The 15,415-nt window shown below is 72.4% G+C and carries 15 protein-coding genes; 12 read left to right on the plus strand and 3 right to left on the minus strand.

Annotated elements, in window-relative coordinates:
* Window positions 1–160: 160 nt before the first annotated feature.
* Both QNO07_RS00310 and QNO07_RS00315 read left to right on the plus strand, forming a co-directional pair.
* On the plus strand, window positions 161–1,621 hold the full coding sequence (locus QNO07_RS00310) for an aldehyde dehydrogenase family protein (RefSeq protein WP_283989225.1): 1,461 nt from the start codon (window positions 161–163) through the stop codon (window positions 1,619–1,621).
* A gap of 29 nt (window positions 1,622–1,650) precedes the next feature.
* Window positions 1,651–2,757, plus strand: coding sequence for an NAD(P)-dependent alcohol dehydrogenase (locus tag QNO07_RS00315; RefSeq protein WP_283989227.1), 1,107 nt, complete (start codon window positions 1,651–1,653; stop codon window positions 2,755–2,757).
* A gap of 52 nt (window positions 2,758–2,809) precedes the next feature.
* Here the strand turns inward: QNO07_RS00315 and QNO07_RS00320 are convergent, their stop codons facing one another.
* A complete protein-coding gene (locus QNO07_RS00320; protein WP_283989228.1) occupies window positions 2,810–3,598 on the minus strand; it encodes an IclR family transcriptional regulator in 789 nt (262 codons plus the stop codon).
* A gap of 3 nt (window positions 3,599–3,601) precedes the next feature.
* A complete protein-coding gene (locus tag QNO07_RS00325; RefSeq protein WP_283989229.1) occupies window positions 3,602–4,027 on the minus strand; it encodes a MarR family winged helix-turn-helix transcriptional regulator in 426 nt (141 codons plus the stop codon).
* A 232-nt stretch (window positions 4,028–4,259) separates the two neighbouring features.
* On the opposite strand from QNO07_RS00325, the gene QNO07_RS00330 reads away from it, so the two are divergent.
* The 4 genes from QNO07_RS00330 to QNO07_RS00345 all read left to right on the plus strand — a co-directional run bounded on the left by QNO07_RS00330 (window position 4,260) and on the right by QNO07_RS00345 (window position 8,145).
* Window positions 4,260–5,183, plus strand: coding sequence for an SDR family NAD(P)-dependent oxidoreductase (locus tag QNO07_RS00330; RefSeq protein ID WP_283989230.1), 924 nt, complete (start codon window positions 4,260–4,262; stop codon window positions 5,181–5,183).
* Window positions 5,184–5,188: 5 nt separating this feature from the next.
* Complete coding sequence (locus QNO07_RS00335) at window positions 5,189–6,076, plus strand: amidohydrolase family protein (protein WP_283989231.1); 888 nt, start codon at window positions 5,189–5,191, stop codon at window positions 6,074–6,076.
* Window positions 6,077–6,088: 12 nt separating this feature from the next.
* The gene (gene menE, locus QNO07_RS00340; protein WP_283989232.1) at window positions 6,089–7,591 is read left to right on the plus strand and encodes an o-succinylbenzoate--CoA ligase; all 1,503 of its coding nucleotides are present in this window, start codon (window positions 6,089–6,091) and stop codon (window positions 7,589–7,591) included.
* 95 nt (window positions 7,592–7,686) lie between these two features.
* A complete protein-coding gene (locus tag QNO07_RS00345) occupies window positions 7,687–8,145 on the plus strand; it encodes a MaoC family dehydratase (RefSeq protein ID WP_283989233.1) in 459 nt (152 codons plus the stop codon).
* A 13-nt stretch (window positions 8,146–8,158) separates the two neighbouring features.
* Here the strand turns inward: QNO07_RS00345 and QNO07_RS00350 are convergent, their stop codons facing one another.
* Window positions 8,159–9,925: an IclR family transcriptional regulator domain-containing protein gene (locus tag QNO07_RS00350; protein ID WP_283989234.1), complete on the minus strand. Its 1,767-nt coding sequence runs from the start codon at window positions 9,923–9,925 to the stop codon at window positions 8,159–8,161.
* A gap of 129 nt (window positions 9,926–10,054) precedes the next feature.
* Here QNO07_RS00350 and QNO07_RS00355 point away from each other — a divergent pair, with 129 nt between their 5' ends.
* From QNO07_RS00355 to pcaDC, 6 genes are all read left to right on the plus strand, one after another.
* Window positions 10,055–10,819: a CoA transferase subunit A gene (locus tag QNO07_RS00355; protein WP_283989235.1), complete on the plus strand. Its 765-nt coding sequence runs from the start codon at window positions 10,055–10,057 to the stop codon at window positions 10,817–10,819.
* The gene (locus tag QNO07_RS00360) at window positions 10,819–11,463 is read left to right on the plus strand and encodes a CoA transferase subunit B (protein WP_283989236.1); all 645 of its coding nucleotides are present in this window, start codon (window positions 10,819–10,821) and stop codon (window positions 11,461–11,463) included. Before QNO07_RS00355 ends, QNO07_RS00360 begins: the two co-directional genes overlap by 1 nt.
* Window positions 11,464–11,550: 87 nt before the next feature.
* Complete coding sequence (gene pcaH / locus QNO07_RS00365; protein WP_283989237.1) at window positions 11,551–12,321, plus strand: protocatechuate 3,4-dioxygenase subunit beta; 771 nt, start codon at window positions 11,551–11,553, stop codon at window positions 12,319–12,321.
* On the plus strand, window positions 12,321–12,908 hold the full coding sequence (gene pcaG, locus QNO07_RS00370) for a protocatechuate 3,4-dioxygenase subunit alpha (protein ID WP_283989238.1): 588 nt from the start codon (window positions 12,321–12,323) through the stop codon (window positions 12,906–12,908). Before pcaH ends, pcaG begins: the two co-directional genes overlap by 1 nt.
* The gene (pcaB, locus tag QNO07_RS00375; RefSeq protein ID WP_283989239.1) at window positions 12,895–14,265 is read left to right on the plus strand and encodes a 3-carboxy-cis,cis-muconate cycloisomerase; all 1,371 of its coding nucleotides are present in this window, start codon (window positions 12,895–12,897) and stop codon (window positions 14,263–14,265) included. Before pcaG ends, pcaB begins: the two co-directional genes overlap by 14 nt.
* On the plus strand, window positions 14,262–15,413 hold the full coding sequence (gene pcaDC / locus QNO07_RS00380) for a bifunctional 3-oxoadipate enol-lactonase/4-carboxymuconolactone decarboxylase PcaDC (RefSeq protein WP_283989240.1): 1,152 nt from the start codon (window positions 14,262–14,264) through the stop codon (window positions 15,411–15,413). The genes pcaB and pcaDC overlap by 4 nt, the downstream gene beginning before the upstream one ends.
* Window positions 15,414–15,415 lie beyond the last annotated feature (2 nt).

The raw sequence follows: 15,415 nt of genomic DNA on the forward strand, positions 1-15,415 counted from the left end.
GCCGGCCCGGCCCCTGTAGACGTTCAGGTTTCCTGATTATCCCCTACCTCTTGCATTCTGCGGGCCGAGGGGGCAATCATCAGGAAACCTGTTGGTCCCAGTGGTGTGGCCGACATCAACGCGGTGCGGCGGGCAACCGTACCGGGAAGGCGAGCGGGCCATGAGCGTGAACCGACCGCATATCGAGCCGGGCAGACTGTTCATCGGCGGTGAATGGCGCGAGGCGCTCACCAAGGACCGCCGGAACATCGTGGATCCCTCCAGCGGGAAGGTGATCACCAGCGTTGCCGAGGCGGGCACCGGAGACGTCGACGCCGCGGTGACCGCGGCGCGCGAGGCGTTCGACGCGGGGCCGTGGGCGCACACCCCGGGTCGCGTTCGGGCCCGCGTCCTGCACCGCGTCGCCGACATCATCCGGCGCCGGGAGGACGAGCTCGTCGCGGTCGAGAGCGCGGACGTCGGCAAGCCCGTGTCCCTGTGCCGGGCGGTCGACGTGGCCACGGCCGCCGAGGAGTACGAGTACTACTCGGCGATGGCGCAGAGCGTCGACGGCGCGACCCGGCAGCTCCCCATTCCCTCGCACGCCTACACCCGCCGTGAACCGCTGGGCGTGGTCGGCGCGATCACCCCCTTCAACTTCCCTCTCGTGCTCAGCAGTTCGAAGATCGCCCCCGCTCTGGCGGCCGGCAACACGGTGGTCCACAAGCCGGCCGAGGAGGCCCCGCTCAGCGCCCTGCTGATGGCGGAGATCCTGGCCGAGGCCGGAGTGCCGGACGGCGTGCTCAACGTGGTCACCGGCGGCGGCTCGGTGGTCGGTGAGGCGCTGCTGCAGCACCGGGGTGTCGACAAGATCGCCTTCACCGGCTCGACGAGGACCGGCCGGCACCCGGCGAGCACGGCGGGCCAGGCACTCAAGCCCGTCACCATGGAGCTGGGCGGCAACGCCGCGCAGATCGTCTTCGAGGACGCCGATCTGGACAAGGCCGTCGGTGCGGCCGTCAAGGGGTTCGTCTTCAACACCGGTCAGTTCTGCATGGGCGGCCCCCGACTGCTCGTGCACAGTTCGCTGTACGAGACCGTCCTGGAGGTCCTCGCTGGAGCGGTCGCCGGGGTACCGGTCGGCGACCCCTTCGACCCGGAGACCGTCGTCGGCCCGATGGCGGGCGAGCGGCACCTGGCGAAGGTCGAGGAGTACGTACGCATCGCCCGGGACGAGGGCGGCCGCGTCGTCGTGGGCGGCGAGCGGCTCGAGCTGGACGGCGGCTTCTACTACCGGCCGACCGTCATCGCCGACCTGGGCAACGAATCCCGCGCGGTGCAGGAGGAGATCTTCGGGCCGGTGCTGACCGTGCAGCGCTTCGAGACCGAGGACGAGGCTGTCGCACTCGCCAACAGCACTCCGTACGGCCTGGCCTCCGGGCTCCACACCACTGACCTGAGCCGCGCCCACCGGGTCGCGGCTCGGCTCCAGGCAGGCATCGTCTGGGTCAACGACTGGGCGATGCTCGACCCCGCGATGCCGTTCGGCGGCGTCAAGCAGTCCGGTTACGGACGCGAGTACGGCCCCGAGGCGCTGGAGGCCTACACCAAGGTCAAGTCCGTGATCATCTCCCTCGCCTGACCGCGCCACCGCCCACGCAAGGAGCTCCGATGACCACCACCACTGCCGCCGCCGTTGTCGAGTCCGCCGGTGCCGGGTTCGCGCTGACCGAGGTCGAACTCGCCGAGCCGCGCCCGGACGAGGTACTCGTCCGGATGGTCGCCGCCGGGGTCTGCCACACCGATCTGGGCGTCGCCGCCGGCGCGCTTCCGTTCCCGCTGCCCGGGGTGCTCGGCCACGAGGGGGCGGGCGTCGTCGAGGCGGTCGGCTCCTCGGTCACCCGGGTCAGCCCGGGCGACCAGGTGCTGATGTCCTTCACCTCCTGCGGCAGATGCGCCAACTGCCGTGACGGACACCCGGCTTACTGCGCGACGTGGCTGCCGCTCAACCTCCTCGGTGGCGCCCGCGCCGACGGCTCGGCCACCGTGACCCGGGGCGGTGCGGACCTCGGCGGCCACTTCTTCGGCCAGTCCTCCTTCGCCCGCCATGCCCTGGTCGACGAACGCAGCCTGGTCAAGGTCCCGGCCGACGCACCGCTGGAACTGCTGGCACCGCTCGGCTGCGGAGTGCAGACCGGCGCCGGTGCGGTGTGGAACGTGCTGAAGCCGCGTCCCGGGTCGAGCATCGTCGTCACCGGCGCCGGCGCGGTCGGCCTGTCCGCGGTGATGGCGGCCCGGCTGACCCCGGCCACCCGCATCATCGCGGTCGACCGGGTGCCTGCCCGGCTGGAACTCGCGCGCGAACTCGGCGCCACCCACACCGTCGACACCACCTCCGCCGACCTCGCCGCAGCGGTCGCCGAACTCACCGACGGCACAGGGGCGGACGGCGTGGTCGAGACGACGGGCAGCACCGAGGTGGCGGGCGCCGCCGTCGGCACCCTGGCCGTCCGCGGTACCGCGGTGCTGGTGGGAGCTCCGGCGTTCGGCGCGACCGTCCCGGTGGACGTCAACTTCATGCTGCCGGGCCGCAGCGTGGTGGGCCTGACGCTCGGCGACAGCGAGATCGAGGCACTCGTCCCGGTCCTGGTGAGCCTGGTGGCCTCCGGACGGATGCCGGTCGACCGGCTCATCAGGCACTACACGTTCGAGGAGATCCAGCGGGCGGTCGCGGACGTGGTCTCCGGCGACACCATCAAGCCGGTCCTGCGGTTCTGAGGCAGGTCCTGGCACCGAGGCAGGTCTTCCGGACAGGTGCGTGACGGGCCCGTCAGGCGGGGCCAGGGGCCGCCGCGGCCCCGGAGCCCGGCTGCCAGCCCAGGGTGCGGGAGATGCCGCGTGCGGCGACCCGCACCGCGGGGATCAACGCCGGTGTACGGGCGTCCTCGGCGTGGACGACGACCGACACCGCGGCGACCACCTCGCCGCGCGGTCCCCGCACGGGTGCGGCCACCGACAGGGCGTCCTCGGTGATCTGGCGGTCGCTGACGGCGCAGCCGGCCCGGCGCACCTCCGCGAGGATCCGGCGCAGCACGGCCGGGTCGGTCACGGTGTACGGGGTGAAGGAGGCCAGTGGCCCCCCGCAGACCTGCTCCTGCAGGGCGGCGGCGCCGTGCGCGAGGAGCACCAGGCCGACCCCTGTCGCGTGCAGCGGCCAGCGGGCGCCGACCTGGCTGAGCACACCGACCGCCGAGCGTCCCGAGATGCGTTCGGTGTAGACCACTTCCAGGCCGTCGCGGACCGCGAGGTGGACGTTCTCGTGGGTGCTCTCGTACAGGTCCTCCAGGAACGGCAGCGCCGCCTGCCGCAGTGCCAGCCCGCGGGGGGCGAGCGCCGCGACCTCCCACAGCCGCAGGCCTATGTGGTAGCCGCCGGACTCGTCGCGCTCCAGGGCGCCCCAGCGGGCGAGTGTGCCGACCAGCCGGTGGGCGGTGGCCAGCGGCAGGTCGGCACGTTGGCTGATCTCGGTCAGGGAGAGCGCCGGATGCCGCAGGTCGAAGGCGGCCAGGACGTCCAGCAGCCGGTCGGCGGCAGACCTCGGGACCGGGCCGGACGGCACCGCTCAGCCCCGGTCCTGGTCGGACACCCGCCGCAACAGCGTGTGCAGGGCCTGACGCTCCTCGGTGTCCAGGGGGCCGAGCAGTTCGTCGGTCACCTGGCGGCTGGCCTGGTCGGTGTCGCGCAGCGCGTCCCGGCCCTCATCGGTCAGGACGACGACGCGGCTGCGCCGGTCTCCCGGCAGGGGTCGGCGCGTGGCGAAGCCGAGCTTCTGCAGGTCGTCCACGAGGCTCACGATGGCGCTCGGATCGTAGCCCAGCCGGTCGCTCAGCTCCCGCTGCTGCGCGCCCTCGACGGTCGCCAGGTAGCGCAGCAGCGCGTAGTGCCGCAGCCGCAGGCCGTACTTCTCCAGCGCGGCGTTGAACAACTGCCCCGACCGCAGGCCGAGGCGGTAGAGGAGATAGCCGGTGTCGGCGTGCAGGGCGCGCATCCAGGGCGCGTCCGTCTCTGGCTCGGTGATGTCTTGCTCCTGGGTCAGGGCCCGTGCCGGGGTCTTCGACGTGTACCGCCATCAGCATGCCTCGCACCGAGGCTCCAGACAACTATTGACGAGAACAATGATTGGTCATAGCTTCTGTTTTGGTCAGCCGGCCCGGGCCGGGATGCCACCCCCGCTCCCCCGGCAGCGCTGCCCCCTCCCCCAAACGAAGGGACACAACGCCGTGTCGAACGTTTCCACCGACCTGACCGGCAAGGTCGCCATCGTCACCGGCAGCGGACGCGGCCTCGGCCTGGCCTACGCCACCGCACTGGCCGCAGCGGGCGCCTGCGTGGTCGTCAACGACGTCGACGAGGCGACGGCCGAGCAGGCAGCCAAGTCCCTCACCGAAGCCGGGGGCCAGGCCGTCGCCGAAGCGGTCGCCGTCGGCACCACCGAGGCCGCCGAGCGCCTGGTCGCCCGTGCCGTCTCCGCGTTCGGGCGACTGGACATCGTGGTCACCAACGCCGGTGTCCTGCGCGACAAGGTGCTGTGGAAGATGACCGACGACGACTTCGACACGGTCGTCGCCGTCCATCTCAAGGGCACCTTCACGCTCGCCCGGGCCGCCGCCGTGCAGATGCGCGAGCAGGGCGAGGGCGGCAGCCTGATCCTCGTCGGCTCCCCCGCCGGCCAGCGCGGCAACTTCGGTCAGACCAACTACTCCGCCGCCAAGGCCGGCATCGCGGCCTTCGTCCGCACCTGGTCCATGGAGCTGGCCCGGGCCGGTGTCACGGTAAACGCGATCGTCCCGGTCGCCGCCACCGCCATGACCGAGACCATCCCCGCCTTCGCGCCGTACGTCGAGGCGCACCGGGGCGGCGAGCCGCTGCCGGACTTCCTCCGCAAGGGCGAGGGCTTCGGTACCGCGGAGGACTGCGCCGCCCTCGTCCCCTTCCTCGCCTCCGCGGCGGCCCGCGACGTCACCGGCCAGTGCATCGGCATCGGCGGCGACAGGCTCGCGCTGTGGTCGCACCCGCAGGAGACCAGGGTCGCTTACGCCGACGGCGGCTGGACGGCCGAGACCATCGCGGCCACCTGGCACACCTCCGTCGGCAGCGAACCGCAGAGCGTCGGCATCCCCGCCCCCAAGATCCCGGGAGCCTGACCCCCATGGGCACCACCATCAACGTCGACGACCTGGTCGCCATCGACGTCCACACCCACGCCGAGGTCTCCTCCAAAGGCCACTCCTCCCTGGACGACGGCCTGCACGAGGCGTCCAGCGCCTACTTCAAGGTCGAGGGAAAGCGGAAGCCGACCCTGGAGGAGACCGCCGCCTACTACCGGGAGCGCAGGATGGCCGCGGTGATCTTCACGGTGGACGCCGAGTCGGCCACCGGCACCGAGCCCGTACCCAACGAGGAGGTCGCCGAGGCCGCCGCCGCCAACGCGGACGTACTGATCCCCTTCGCCTCCATCGACCCCTTCCGGGGCCGGGCCGGAGTGAAGCGGGCCCGCCGCCTCGTGGAGGAGTACGGGGTGCGGGGCTTCAAGTTCCACCCCAGCATCCAGGGTTTCTTCCCCCACGACCGCGCGGTCGCCTACGAGTTGTACGAGGTCATCGAGGAGACCGGCACCATCGCCCTGTTCCACACCGGACAGACCGGCATCGGCGCCGGCGTCCCGGGCGGCGGCGGCATCCGGCTGAAGTACTCCAACCCGCTGCACATCGACGACGTGGCCGCCGACTTCCCCCACATGAAGATCATCCTGGCGCATCCGTCCTTCCCCTGGCAGGACGAGGCGCTCGCCGTGGCCACCCACAAGCCGGGCGTCCACATCGACCTGTCCGGCTGGTCGCCGAAGTACTTCCCGCCGCAGCTGGTGCAGTACGCCAACACCCTGCTCAAGGACAAGGTCCTCTTCGGTTCCGACTACCCCGTCCTGACCCCCGACAGATGGCTCGCAGACTTCGACAAACTGCCCATCAAGGACGAGGTGCGCCCGAAAATACTCAAGGAGAACGCTGCCCGGCTGCTCGGGCTCACCCCTGCTTGAAAGGGCGCGACGATGCGCAACGAGGGACTGGGATCATGGCCCGCACGCCGGGCCCGCAAGACCCCGCACCGCACCGCTCTGATCCACCGGTCCACGGTGGTCAGTTATGCCGCTCTGCACGAGCGCACCACCCGGCTCGCCCACGCCCTCCGGGCGGCCGGGGTCCGCCGCGGCGACCGGATCGCCTATCTGGGCGCCAACCACCCCTCCTACCTGGAGACCCTGTTCGCCACCGGTCTGCTGGGGGCGGTCTTCGTCCCGCTCAACACCCGGCTGACCGGACCCGAGATCGCCTACCAGCTGGCGGACTCCGGGGCCGGGGTAGTGATCCACGCGGCCTCGCACGGGGCCCTGGTGGAGGAGGCCTGCGGGAGGACCGACGTCCGGACCCGCGTCGCCGTCGGCCCGGACTACGAGCAACTGCTCGCCGGCGCCTCCACCGAACCGATCGACGAGGTGGTCGGTCTCGACGACGTCTGCACCATCATGTACACCTCCGGGACGACGGGCCGCCCCAAGGGCGCGATACTCACCCACGGCAACCTCACCTGGAACGCCGTGAACGTGCTCATCGACCAGGACCTCACGGCCGACGAGGTCGCGCTGGTCTCCGCGCCGCTCTTCCACACCGCCGGGCTGAACATGCTGACGCTCCCGGTACTCCTCAAGGGCGGCTCGTGCGTCCTGGCGGAGGCGTTCGACCCGGGCGGCACCTTCGACCTGATCGAACGCCACCGGGTCACCTTCATGTTCGGGGTGCCGGCGATGTTCGACCAGATCGCCCGCCACCCGCGCTGGCAGGCGTCTGACCTGTCGTCCCTGCGCATGCTCTCCTGCGGCGGCTCGCCCGTGCCGACCTCGCTCATCACCACCTACCAGGGCCGCGGCCTCACCTTCATGCAGGGATACGGGATGACCGAAGCGGCACCCGGCACCCTCTTCCTGGACGCCGAACACGCGGTCAGCAAGGCGGGATCAGCCGGTGTGCCGCACTTCTTCAGCGACGTCCGGGTCGCTCGGCCCGATCTGACACCGGCCGGGGTGGAGGAGACCGGCGAGATCCTGGTACGCGGGCCGCACGTCATGCCCGGGTACTGGGGGCTGCCCCAGGAGTCCGAGGCCGCCTTCACCGACGGCTGGTTCCGTACCGGCGACGCCGCCCGGGTCGACGCGGACGGCTACGTCACCATCGTCGACCGGCTCAAGGACATGATCATCTCGGGTGGGGAGAACATCTACCCGGCCGAGGTGGAGGACGCGCTGCTCGCGCACCCCGACATCACCGAGTGCGCCGTCATCGGCGTACCCGACGCCACCTGGGGCGAGGTCGGCCGCGCGGTCGTCGTGGCCCGTGCGGACGCGACGATCGACCCGGACGAGGTGCTGGCCTCGCTGTCGGGCCGACTCGCCAAGTACAAGATCCCCAAGTCTCTCGTCGCGGCACGGGAACTGCCCCGCACCGCCTCCGGCAAGCTCCTCAAGACCCACGTACGCCGCCAGTACGGCGCCGGCTGACAGCGGGGACGACGAGCCCGAGCCCGACGCACGCCGACAGACCAGCGGCTCGCTCATGAGCCGCTGGAACCGCCCACTCACGCACGAGGAACCCCATGACTGCCACTGCCAACGGCCTCGACGAGCTGAAGTCCCTGAGCGGAGCCGACCTCGGCCGCACCGACTGGCGCGAGATCACCCAGGAGCGGGTGAACACCTTCGCCGACGCCACCGACGACCACCAGTGGATCCACACCGACCCGCAGAAGGCCGAGGACGGGCCCTTCGGCGGCCCCATCGCCCACGGCTACCTGACCCTGTCCCTCATCATCCCGCTCTTCGGTGAGCTGCTGGAGATCACCGGCGTCTCCATGAGCGTCAACTACGGCCTGGACAAGGTCCGGTTTCCCAGCCCCGTCCCGGTCGGCGCGAAGATCCGCCTCCACGGCACGGTCGGCACGGTGGAGGAGGTGAGGGGCAACGGTGTGCAGATGCCGCTGACCTTCACCGTGGAGGTCCAGGGCAGCGACAAGCCCGCCTGCGTGGCCCAGGCGGTCTACCGCCACTACGCCTGACCGTTGCTCCAGGTCATCGCACCGCTCGGAGGTCCGACTCCTCACCTGACGTGCCGTCCGGGGCTGGGATCGCCGGCCTGCCGAGCGGTGCCGCCGAGGAGAGCCACTCCGTGGCCGCCGCCAGGTCGTCCTCGATCAGACGCGCCGTCGCCGCCAGTTCGGGCAGCACGTGAGTACGCAGGTCGTCGCTGGTCCGGTGCGCCGCGTGCACGGCCACGTTCAACGCCGCGACCACATCACCGGCGCGATCGTGCACGGGGACCGCGAGGGAGCGCAGGCCTGCTTCCAGCTCCTGGTCGACGAGGGCGAAGCCGTCCGTACGGGCTCGGTCCAAGGCGGCGAGGAGATCGGGCAGTTCGGTGAGTGTGCGCCCGTTGAGCGGCTCGCGCGCCGACCGGGCGAGCAGGTCGGCGGCCTGCCCGCTGGGCATACCCGCGAGGAGGACCCGGCCCATCGCTGTGGCGGATGCGGGAAGCCGCGTACCCACGGCCAGGTCCACGCCCATCACGCGTGTGGTGGCGACCCGCGCCACGTACCGGATGTCCACCCCGTCGAGTACGGCGACGGACGACGAGTCGTGGACGCGTCGGACAAGGTCGGCCAGGTACGGGGTGGCCAGCCGCTCGAAGGTCAGGCCCGCCTGTGCCGCATAGCCGAGTTCCAGGACACGCGGCTGGAGGGTGAACCGGCGCATGTCCGAGCCGCCGCTCGCATAGCCGAGGTCGCACAGGGCGAGCAGGGCGCGGCGGGCCGTCGCGCGGGCCAGACCGGTGGCCTGTGCGGCCTCCGTCAGAGTCAGCCCGCCGGGGGTGCGGAGCGAGGTCAGTACGGAGAGGCCGCGGGCAAGGGACTGGAGGAACTCCGGGCCGATCTCATCCTTGGCGGCGCGCAGTTGAGCTGCTCCCCGGACCGCGGGCCCGACCGCGGGCGGTTCCGCGGCCAGGTCGGCACCGGACGGGTCGGCCAGGGCCCGCTCCATGGCCCCGGCCGACGTGCGCAGCAGCGGCAGTGCCAGCTTCCTCAGGCTGTCCGCCGTGTGCCGGCTGGTGTGGCTGACGACGCTGAGAGCGCACACGATCGCACCGTCCGGGCCGGTCACGGGAAGCGCCACGGCGACCAGTCCGGGCTCGACGAGCTGGTCGTCGACGGCCAGCCCCGACTGCCCGGCCCGCCGGGCACGCGACTCGAAGTCCGCCGCGCCGGGCAGCGCGCCGCGATGGGGCGGCACGACGAGGAAGCCGGCGGCGAGCGGGTCGGTGCGCAGCCGCCGACGCCAGTGGGCCCACTGCTCCTCGTCCCAGTCGGCGGCGAACAGGGCACCCGGGGCGCACCGTTCGGCGGGCAGCAGATCACCGACCTGGAAGGTGACCGCCATGGCACGCCGCCGGGGGCACTGCACGACGAAGCGCGCGCCGTCCCGGTCGGGGACGCTGATCGACACCGACTCGTCGAGCCGGTCGGCGAGCCGGTGTGCGAGCGGGCCGAGCAGCGCGGGTATGCGGCTCGCGGCGAGATAGGCGTTGCCGAACTCCATCAGGCGCGGGGCGGGCAGGAGGTCCTGCCCCTCGGCACGCAGATATCCGAGGTGGCGCAGGGTGGCGGCGACCCGGTCCAGGGAGGACCGTGCCAGCCCGGTGGCCCGCACCAGGTCCGCCCGGCTCAGGCGGCCGGAGCGCTCGGCGGCCAGTAGCCGTACGACGGTCAGCCCGCGTTCCAGCGTGGCGACCGCCTCACCACCCGGTACGGCGGCTCGCGCCGTCGTGGTCGCGGTACGAGGCATGGAGGCTCCAGTCGGGCGACGGAATCGAGCGCGGCAGCGCCATTGACAGGGGTCGGGGGCGGGGCCAAACTCTACGCGCGATCAAAAGTGAATGATAATTCATTCTGCGAACACGGGAGGGCGGGCGCTATGGACAAGGTGGTGGCCACGGCCGCAGAGGCGGTGGCGGACATCCGGCACGGCGCCACGCTCGCGGTCGGCGGCTTCGGACTGAGCGGAGTGCCGACCGCGCTCATCGAGGCGCTGCACGCCTCGGGAGCGACCGGGCTCGGCGTGGTCTCCAACAACTGCGGCGCGATGGACAGCGGACTGGCCGTCCTGCTCTCCGCCGGGCGGATCGCCCGCGTCACCGGCAGCTACATCGGCAGCAACAAGGAGTTCTCCCGCCAGTACCTCGCTGGTGAGATCGAACTCGAACTGATCCCGCAAGGCACCCTGGCCGAGAGGCTGCGGGCCGGCGGCGCGGGAATCCCCGCCTTCTACACCCCCGCCGGGGTGGGCACCCTCGTCGCCGACGGCGGCATGCCGTGGCGCTACGACGGAGACGGCGGTGTCGCCGTCTCCTCCCCGCCCAAGGAGGTCCGGGTGTTCGGCACTGAGGAGTACGTCCTGGAGGAGGGCATCCGCACGGACTTCGCGCTCGTGCGCGCGGCCCGGGGGGACCGGCACGGCAACCTGGTCTTCGGCAAGTCGTCCAGGAACTTCAACCCCCTCGCCGCGATGGCCGGCCGCGTCACCGTGGCCGAGGTCGAGGAACTGGTCGAACCCGGCGCCATCGGCCCGGACGAGGTCCACCTCCCCGGCGTCTTCGTCCAGCGCGTGGTCCCGCTCTCCCCCGAACAGGCGGCCGCGAAGAGCGTCGAGAAGCGCACGACCAGGAAGGCGCAGAGCTGATGGCCTGGACCCGCGACCAGATCGCGGCCCGCGCGGCGCGCGAACTGCGTGACGGCGAGTACGTCAACCTCGGCATCGGGCTGCCGACCCTGATCCCCGACCACCTGCCCGAGGGTGTGCACGTGGTGCTCCAGTCCGAGAACGGCATCATGGGCACCGGGCCCTACCCGTACGAGGACGAGGTCGACCCCGACCTGATCAACGCCGGCAAGGAGACCGTCACCGTACTGCCGGGGGCCTCCTTCTTCGACTCCGCCCTGTCCTTCGCGATGATCCGGGGCGGCCACATCGACACCGCCGTACTGGGGGCCATGCAGGTCTCCGAACAGGGTGACCTCGCCAACTGGGCCGTGCCGGGCCGACTCGTCACGGGCGTCGGCGGCGCGATGGACCTCGTCCACGGAGCGCGCAAGGTCATCGTGACGATGGCCCACACCGCGAAGGACGGCAGCCCGAAGATCGTGCGCGCATGCACCCTCCCACTCACGGGGCGGGCCTGCGTCCACCGTGTCATCACCGATCTCGCCGTCCTCGACGTCGCCGCGCACGGCCTGACCCTCGTCGAACGCGCCCCCGGTGTGGGCGTCGACGAGGTCCTGACCGCCACCGCCGCGGAGGTCCACGTGCCCGAGGAGGTGAGGTGACCACGCGGACCGTCCGCGTCGACGCCGGCCAAGGCGTCATCCCCGCCCCCGAACGCCGACCCCCGCCCCACGAAAGCCACGGCCGACATGACGACACACGCTCTCCCCGAGGCCCTGCACCAGGACGACATCAACACCGCAATCGCCGCAGCCCAGGCCCGAGCGGCCGGGTCCTCGCCGCATCACCCGCTGCGTGACTTCCCGCCCTACCGCAGCAGCGCGCTGCGCCACCCGAAGCAGCAACCGATACCGCTGCGCGACCCCGAGGCCGTCGAACTGACCGGCCCCGCCTTCGGCGTCACCGACGTCACCGCCCTGGACCGGGACCTGACCAGGCGGCATCCCGCCGAACCGCTGGGTGAGCGCATCACCGTCACCGGCCGCGTCCTTGACCGCCAGGGGCGAGCTGTCCGGGGCCAGTTGGTGGAGATCTGGCAGGCCAACGCCTCCGGACGCTACGCCCACCAGCTCGACCAGCACCCGGCACCGCTCGACCCCAACTTCACCGGCTTCGGCCGCTGCCTGACCGACCAGGAAGGCCGCTACACCTTCACCACCATCAAGCCCGGCGCCTACCCCTGGCGCAACCACGTGAACGCCTGGCGGCCCGCGCACATCCACTTCTCCCTCTTCGGCGAGGCGTTCACCCAACGCCTGGTGACCCAGATGTACTTCCCGGGTGATCCGCTGTTCCGCTACGACCCGGTCCTCCAGGCCGTCACCGAGCAGTCCGCCCGCGAACGCCTGGTCGCCGCCTACGACCACGACCTGTCCGCACCCGAGTGGTCACTCGGCTACCGCTGGGACATCGTCCTCGACGGACCGGCCGCAACCTGGTGCGAGGAAGGACGCGACTGATGAGCACCCTCCTGCCGCCCACCCCGTCACAGACGGTCGGGCCCTTCTACGGGTACGCCCTGCCGTTCGCCGGCGGCGGTGACATCGCCCCCGCCGGCCACCGCGACACCGTCACCCTCCACGGTCACGTGTACGACGGCGCCGGGGCGCCGGTGCCCGACGCGATCATCGAGACCTGGCAGGCCGCCCCGGACGGCTCGACCGCCGGAGCGCCCGGGTCACTGCGCCACGACCCCGTCACGGGTGCGGTCATCGGCCGTGACGGCATCCGGTTCACCGGTTTCGGCCGCGTGGCGACGGATGCCGACGGCCACTGGGCGGCCCGCACCCTGGCGCCGGGGCCGCACCGGGAGGGCGCCGTGCCGTATCTGGCGCTCGTCGTCTTCGCCCGTGGCCTGCTGCACCACCTGCACACCCGCTGCTACCTGCCCGAGCACGCCGCCGGCCTGGCGGCCGACCCGGTGCTGGGTTCCCTGCCGGAGCAGCGCCTCGCCACCCTGCTCGCCCGGCAGGAGGAGGACCGGGTCCACCGGTTCGACATCCGCCTCCAGGGCGACGGAGAGACGGTGTTCCTTGACTTCCGCTGACACCTTCGACTGCGCCGACGTCGGGCTGCTCTCCCCCGTACGGGCGGGATCAGCCGCGGAGGCCGCCACCGGGGACCTCGCGTTCCTCCAGGCCATGCTGGACGCCGAAGCGGCTCTCACCCGGGCCCAGGCCCGTCTGGGGCTCGCGCCCGCGTCCGCCGCGACGGCGGTCACCGAGGCGGCGGACGCCTCGCGCTACGACCTCAGGGACCTCGCGATCCGAGCCCGTTGCGGCGGCAACCCGGTGATCCCGCTCGTCGCCGCGCTCAGAGCAGCGGTCGGCCCCACCGCGGCGGGCCACGTGCACCGGGGTGCCACCAGCCAGGACATCCTCGACACCGCGGTGATGCTGGTCGCCCGCCGGACCCTCGAAATCGTCCTCACCGACCTGGACCGGAGCGCGGAAGCACTGGCGGCGCTGGCGGACGCGCACCGGGACACCCCCGTGAGCGGCCGCACGCTCACCCAGCACGCGGTCCCGACCACGTTCGGCCTCAAGGCGGCGGGCTGGTACACACTGGTCCGGGACGCCCGGCACAGACTCGCCGCCGTGCTGGACGGCCTGCCGGCCCAGCTCGGCGGCGCCGCCGGCACGCTCGCCGCCTTCGCCGAACAGCCCGGCGCCGCCTCCGCCCTGGAACTGCGCACCGCCTTCGCCGAAGAGGTCCGTCTCGCCGAACGGGCCCTGCCCTGGCACACCTTGCGCACGCCCGTGGCAGACCTCGGCGGGGCGCTCGCCTTCACAGCCGGCGCGCTCGGGAAGATCGCGGCCGACGTCCTCGTCATGGCCCGCACCGAGATCGGCGAGGTACAGGAAGCGTCCTGCGGTCCCTCGTCCGCCATGCCGCACAAGGCCAATCCGGTGGCGGCGACGCTCATCGCGGCTGCCGCCCGCCAGGTCCCGTCCCTCTCCGCGGTCCTGTTCGGGTCGCTCGCCGCCGAGGACGAACGCCCGGCCGGTGCCTGGCACGCGGAGTGGCAGACCCTGCGCGAGGCCCTGCGACTGACCGGAGGCGCCGCCCGGTGCGCCACCGAACTGGCGGCGGGCCTGCGACCGGACCCCGTCCGCATGCGCGCGAACCTCGACCGCATCGGCCAGCTGATCGTCTCGGAACGCGTCGCGATCGCTCTCGCGCCCTACGCGGGGCAGGCCCAGGCACGCTCGCTCGTCACGGCTGCCGCCACCGAGTCCGCCCGCACGGACGCCTCCCTCACCGACCTGCTGCGCGGCCTGCCCGAACTCGCCGACGTGCCCGAGGACATCTGGCGCGACCTCGGCGACCCCGCTCACTACCTGGGCTGCGCCCCCGCGCTCGTCGACCTCGCCCTCGCCGACACCCGTCAGGAAAGCCCGTGACCCTGCTCAACCACCGGCTCGACGGCCAGGCCCACGGCACGCCGCTGATCCTGGGCCCGTCGCTCGGCACCTCGCTCGCGGTGTGGGAGCCCCAGCTCCCCGCCCTCACCCGCCACCACCGCGTGCTGCGCTACGACCTGCCAGGACACGGCTCATCCCCGACCGCCCTCCTCGGCGGACGTGCGCCGGGCGCCACCACGGTCGGCGACCTGGCCTCCCTCGTACTCGACCTCGCCGACCACCACGGCTGGGACACCTTCCACTACGCGGGCGTCTCGCTGGGCGGTGCCATCGGTGCCCACCTCGCCGTGCACCGCCCTCAACGCGTCTCCTCGCTCGCGCTGGTCTGCTCCTCCGCCCACTTCGGCGAGCCGGCCGCCTGGCAGGAGCGCGCCGGCCAGGTACGCGCCCACGGCACCCGGCCGCTTCTGGAGGCCACCGCGAGGCGCTGGTTCGCCGACGCGGAGACCGCCGGGAGCCTCGCCGGAAAGGCGCTGCTGGCCGATCTCGCCGCCGCCGACCCGAGCGCCTACGCCGCTTGCTGCGACGCGCTCGCCTCCTACGATCTGCGCGACCGACTGGGCCGGACCACCACACCCACCCTGGTGGTGGCCGGCCGCGACGACCCGGCCACCCCTCCTTCCCACGCCCGGGAGCTCGCCGACCTCATCCCCGGCGCCGGTCTCACCGAAATCGCCGGAGCCGCACATCTGGCCGGCATCGAGCGGCCCGAGGCCCTCGCTTCCGCCCTGCTGAGCCACTTCGGCTGCGGAGAGACCCGCACGGCGGGAACAGCGGTGCGGAGGGCCGTGCTCGGCAGCGCCCACGTCGACCGGGCCACCGCCCGCACCACCGCGTTCTCCGCCGCCTTCCAGGACTTCATCACCCGCTACGCCTGGGGCGAGATCTGGTCCCGCCCCGGCCTCGACCGGCGCACCCGCAGCTGCGTCACCCTGACCGCGCTGGTCGCCCACGGCCACCACGACGAGCTGGCCCTGCACGTCCGCGCCGCACTCACCAACGGCCTGACGCCGGACGAGATCGGCGAGGTGCTGCTGCAGACCGCCGTCTACTGCGGCGTACCGGCCGCCAACTCCGCCTTCGCCGTCGCCCAGCGAGTCCTGGACGACGCCCTCAGCAAGGAGTGACC

Origin of the sequence: Streptomyces sp. 549 (assembly GCF_030124175.1) — a bacterium.
Taxonomy (GTDB): Bacteria; Actinomycetota; Actinomycetes; order Streptomycetales; family Streptomycetaceae; genus Streptomyces.

What these genes read in the sequence shown, in the direction of transcription:
- pcaH (WP_283989237.1), top strand. Translation starts at nt 11,551, where the DNA reads ATGACGACACACGCTCTCCCCGAGGCCCTGCACCAGGACGACATCAAC.
- pcaG (WP_283989238.1), top strand. Translation starts at nt 12,321, where the DNA reads ATGAGCACCCTCCTGCCGCCCACCCCGTCACAGACGGTCGGGCCCTTC.
- QNO07_RS00350 (WP_283989234.1), bottom strand. Translation starts at nt 9,925, where the DNA reads ATGCCTCGTACCGCGACCACGACGGCGCGAGCCGCCGTACCGGGTGGT.
- QNO07_RS00315 (WP_283989227.1), top strand. Translation starts at nt 1,651, where the DNA reads ATGACCACCACCACTGCCGCCGCCGTTGTCGAGTCCGCCGGTGCCGGG.
- QNO07_RS00345 (WP_283989233.1), top strand. Translation starts at nt 7,687, where the DNA reads ATGACTGCCACTGCCAACGGCCTCGACGAGCTGAAGTCCCTGAGCGGA.
- QNO07_RS00310 (WP_283989225.1), top strand. Translation starts at nt 161, where the DNA reads ATGAGCGTGAACCGACCGCATATCGAGCCGGGCAGACTGTTCATCGGC.
- menE (WP_283989232.1), top strand. Translation starts at nt 6,089, where the DNA reads ATGCGCAACGAGGGACTGGGATCATGGCCCGCACGCCGGGCCCGCAAG.
- QNO07_RS00360 (WP_283989236.1), top strand. Translation starts at nt 10,819, where the DNA reads ATGGCCTGGACCCGCGACCAGATCGCGGCCCGCGCGGCGCGCGAACTG.
- QNO07_RS00335 (WP_283989231.1), top strand. Translation starts at nt 5,189, where the DNA reads ATGGGCACCACCATCAACGTCGACGACCTGGTCGCCATCGACGTCCAC.
- QNO07_RS00325 (WP_283989229.1), bottom strand. Translation starts at nt 4,027, where the DNA reads ATGCGCGCCCTGCACGCCGACACCGGCTATCTCCTCTACCGCCTCGGC.
- QNO07_RS00355 (WP_283989235.1), top strand. Translation starts at nt 10,055, where the DNA reads ATGGACAAGGTGGTGGCCACGGCCGCAGAGGCGGTGGCGGACATCCGG.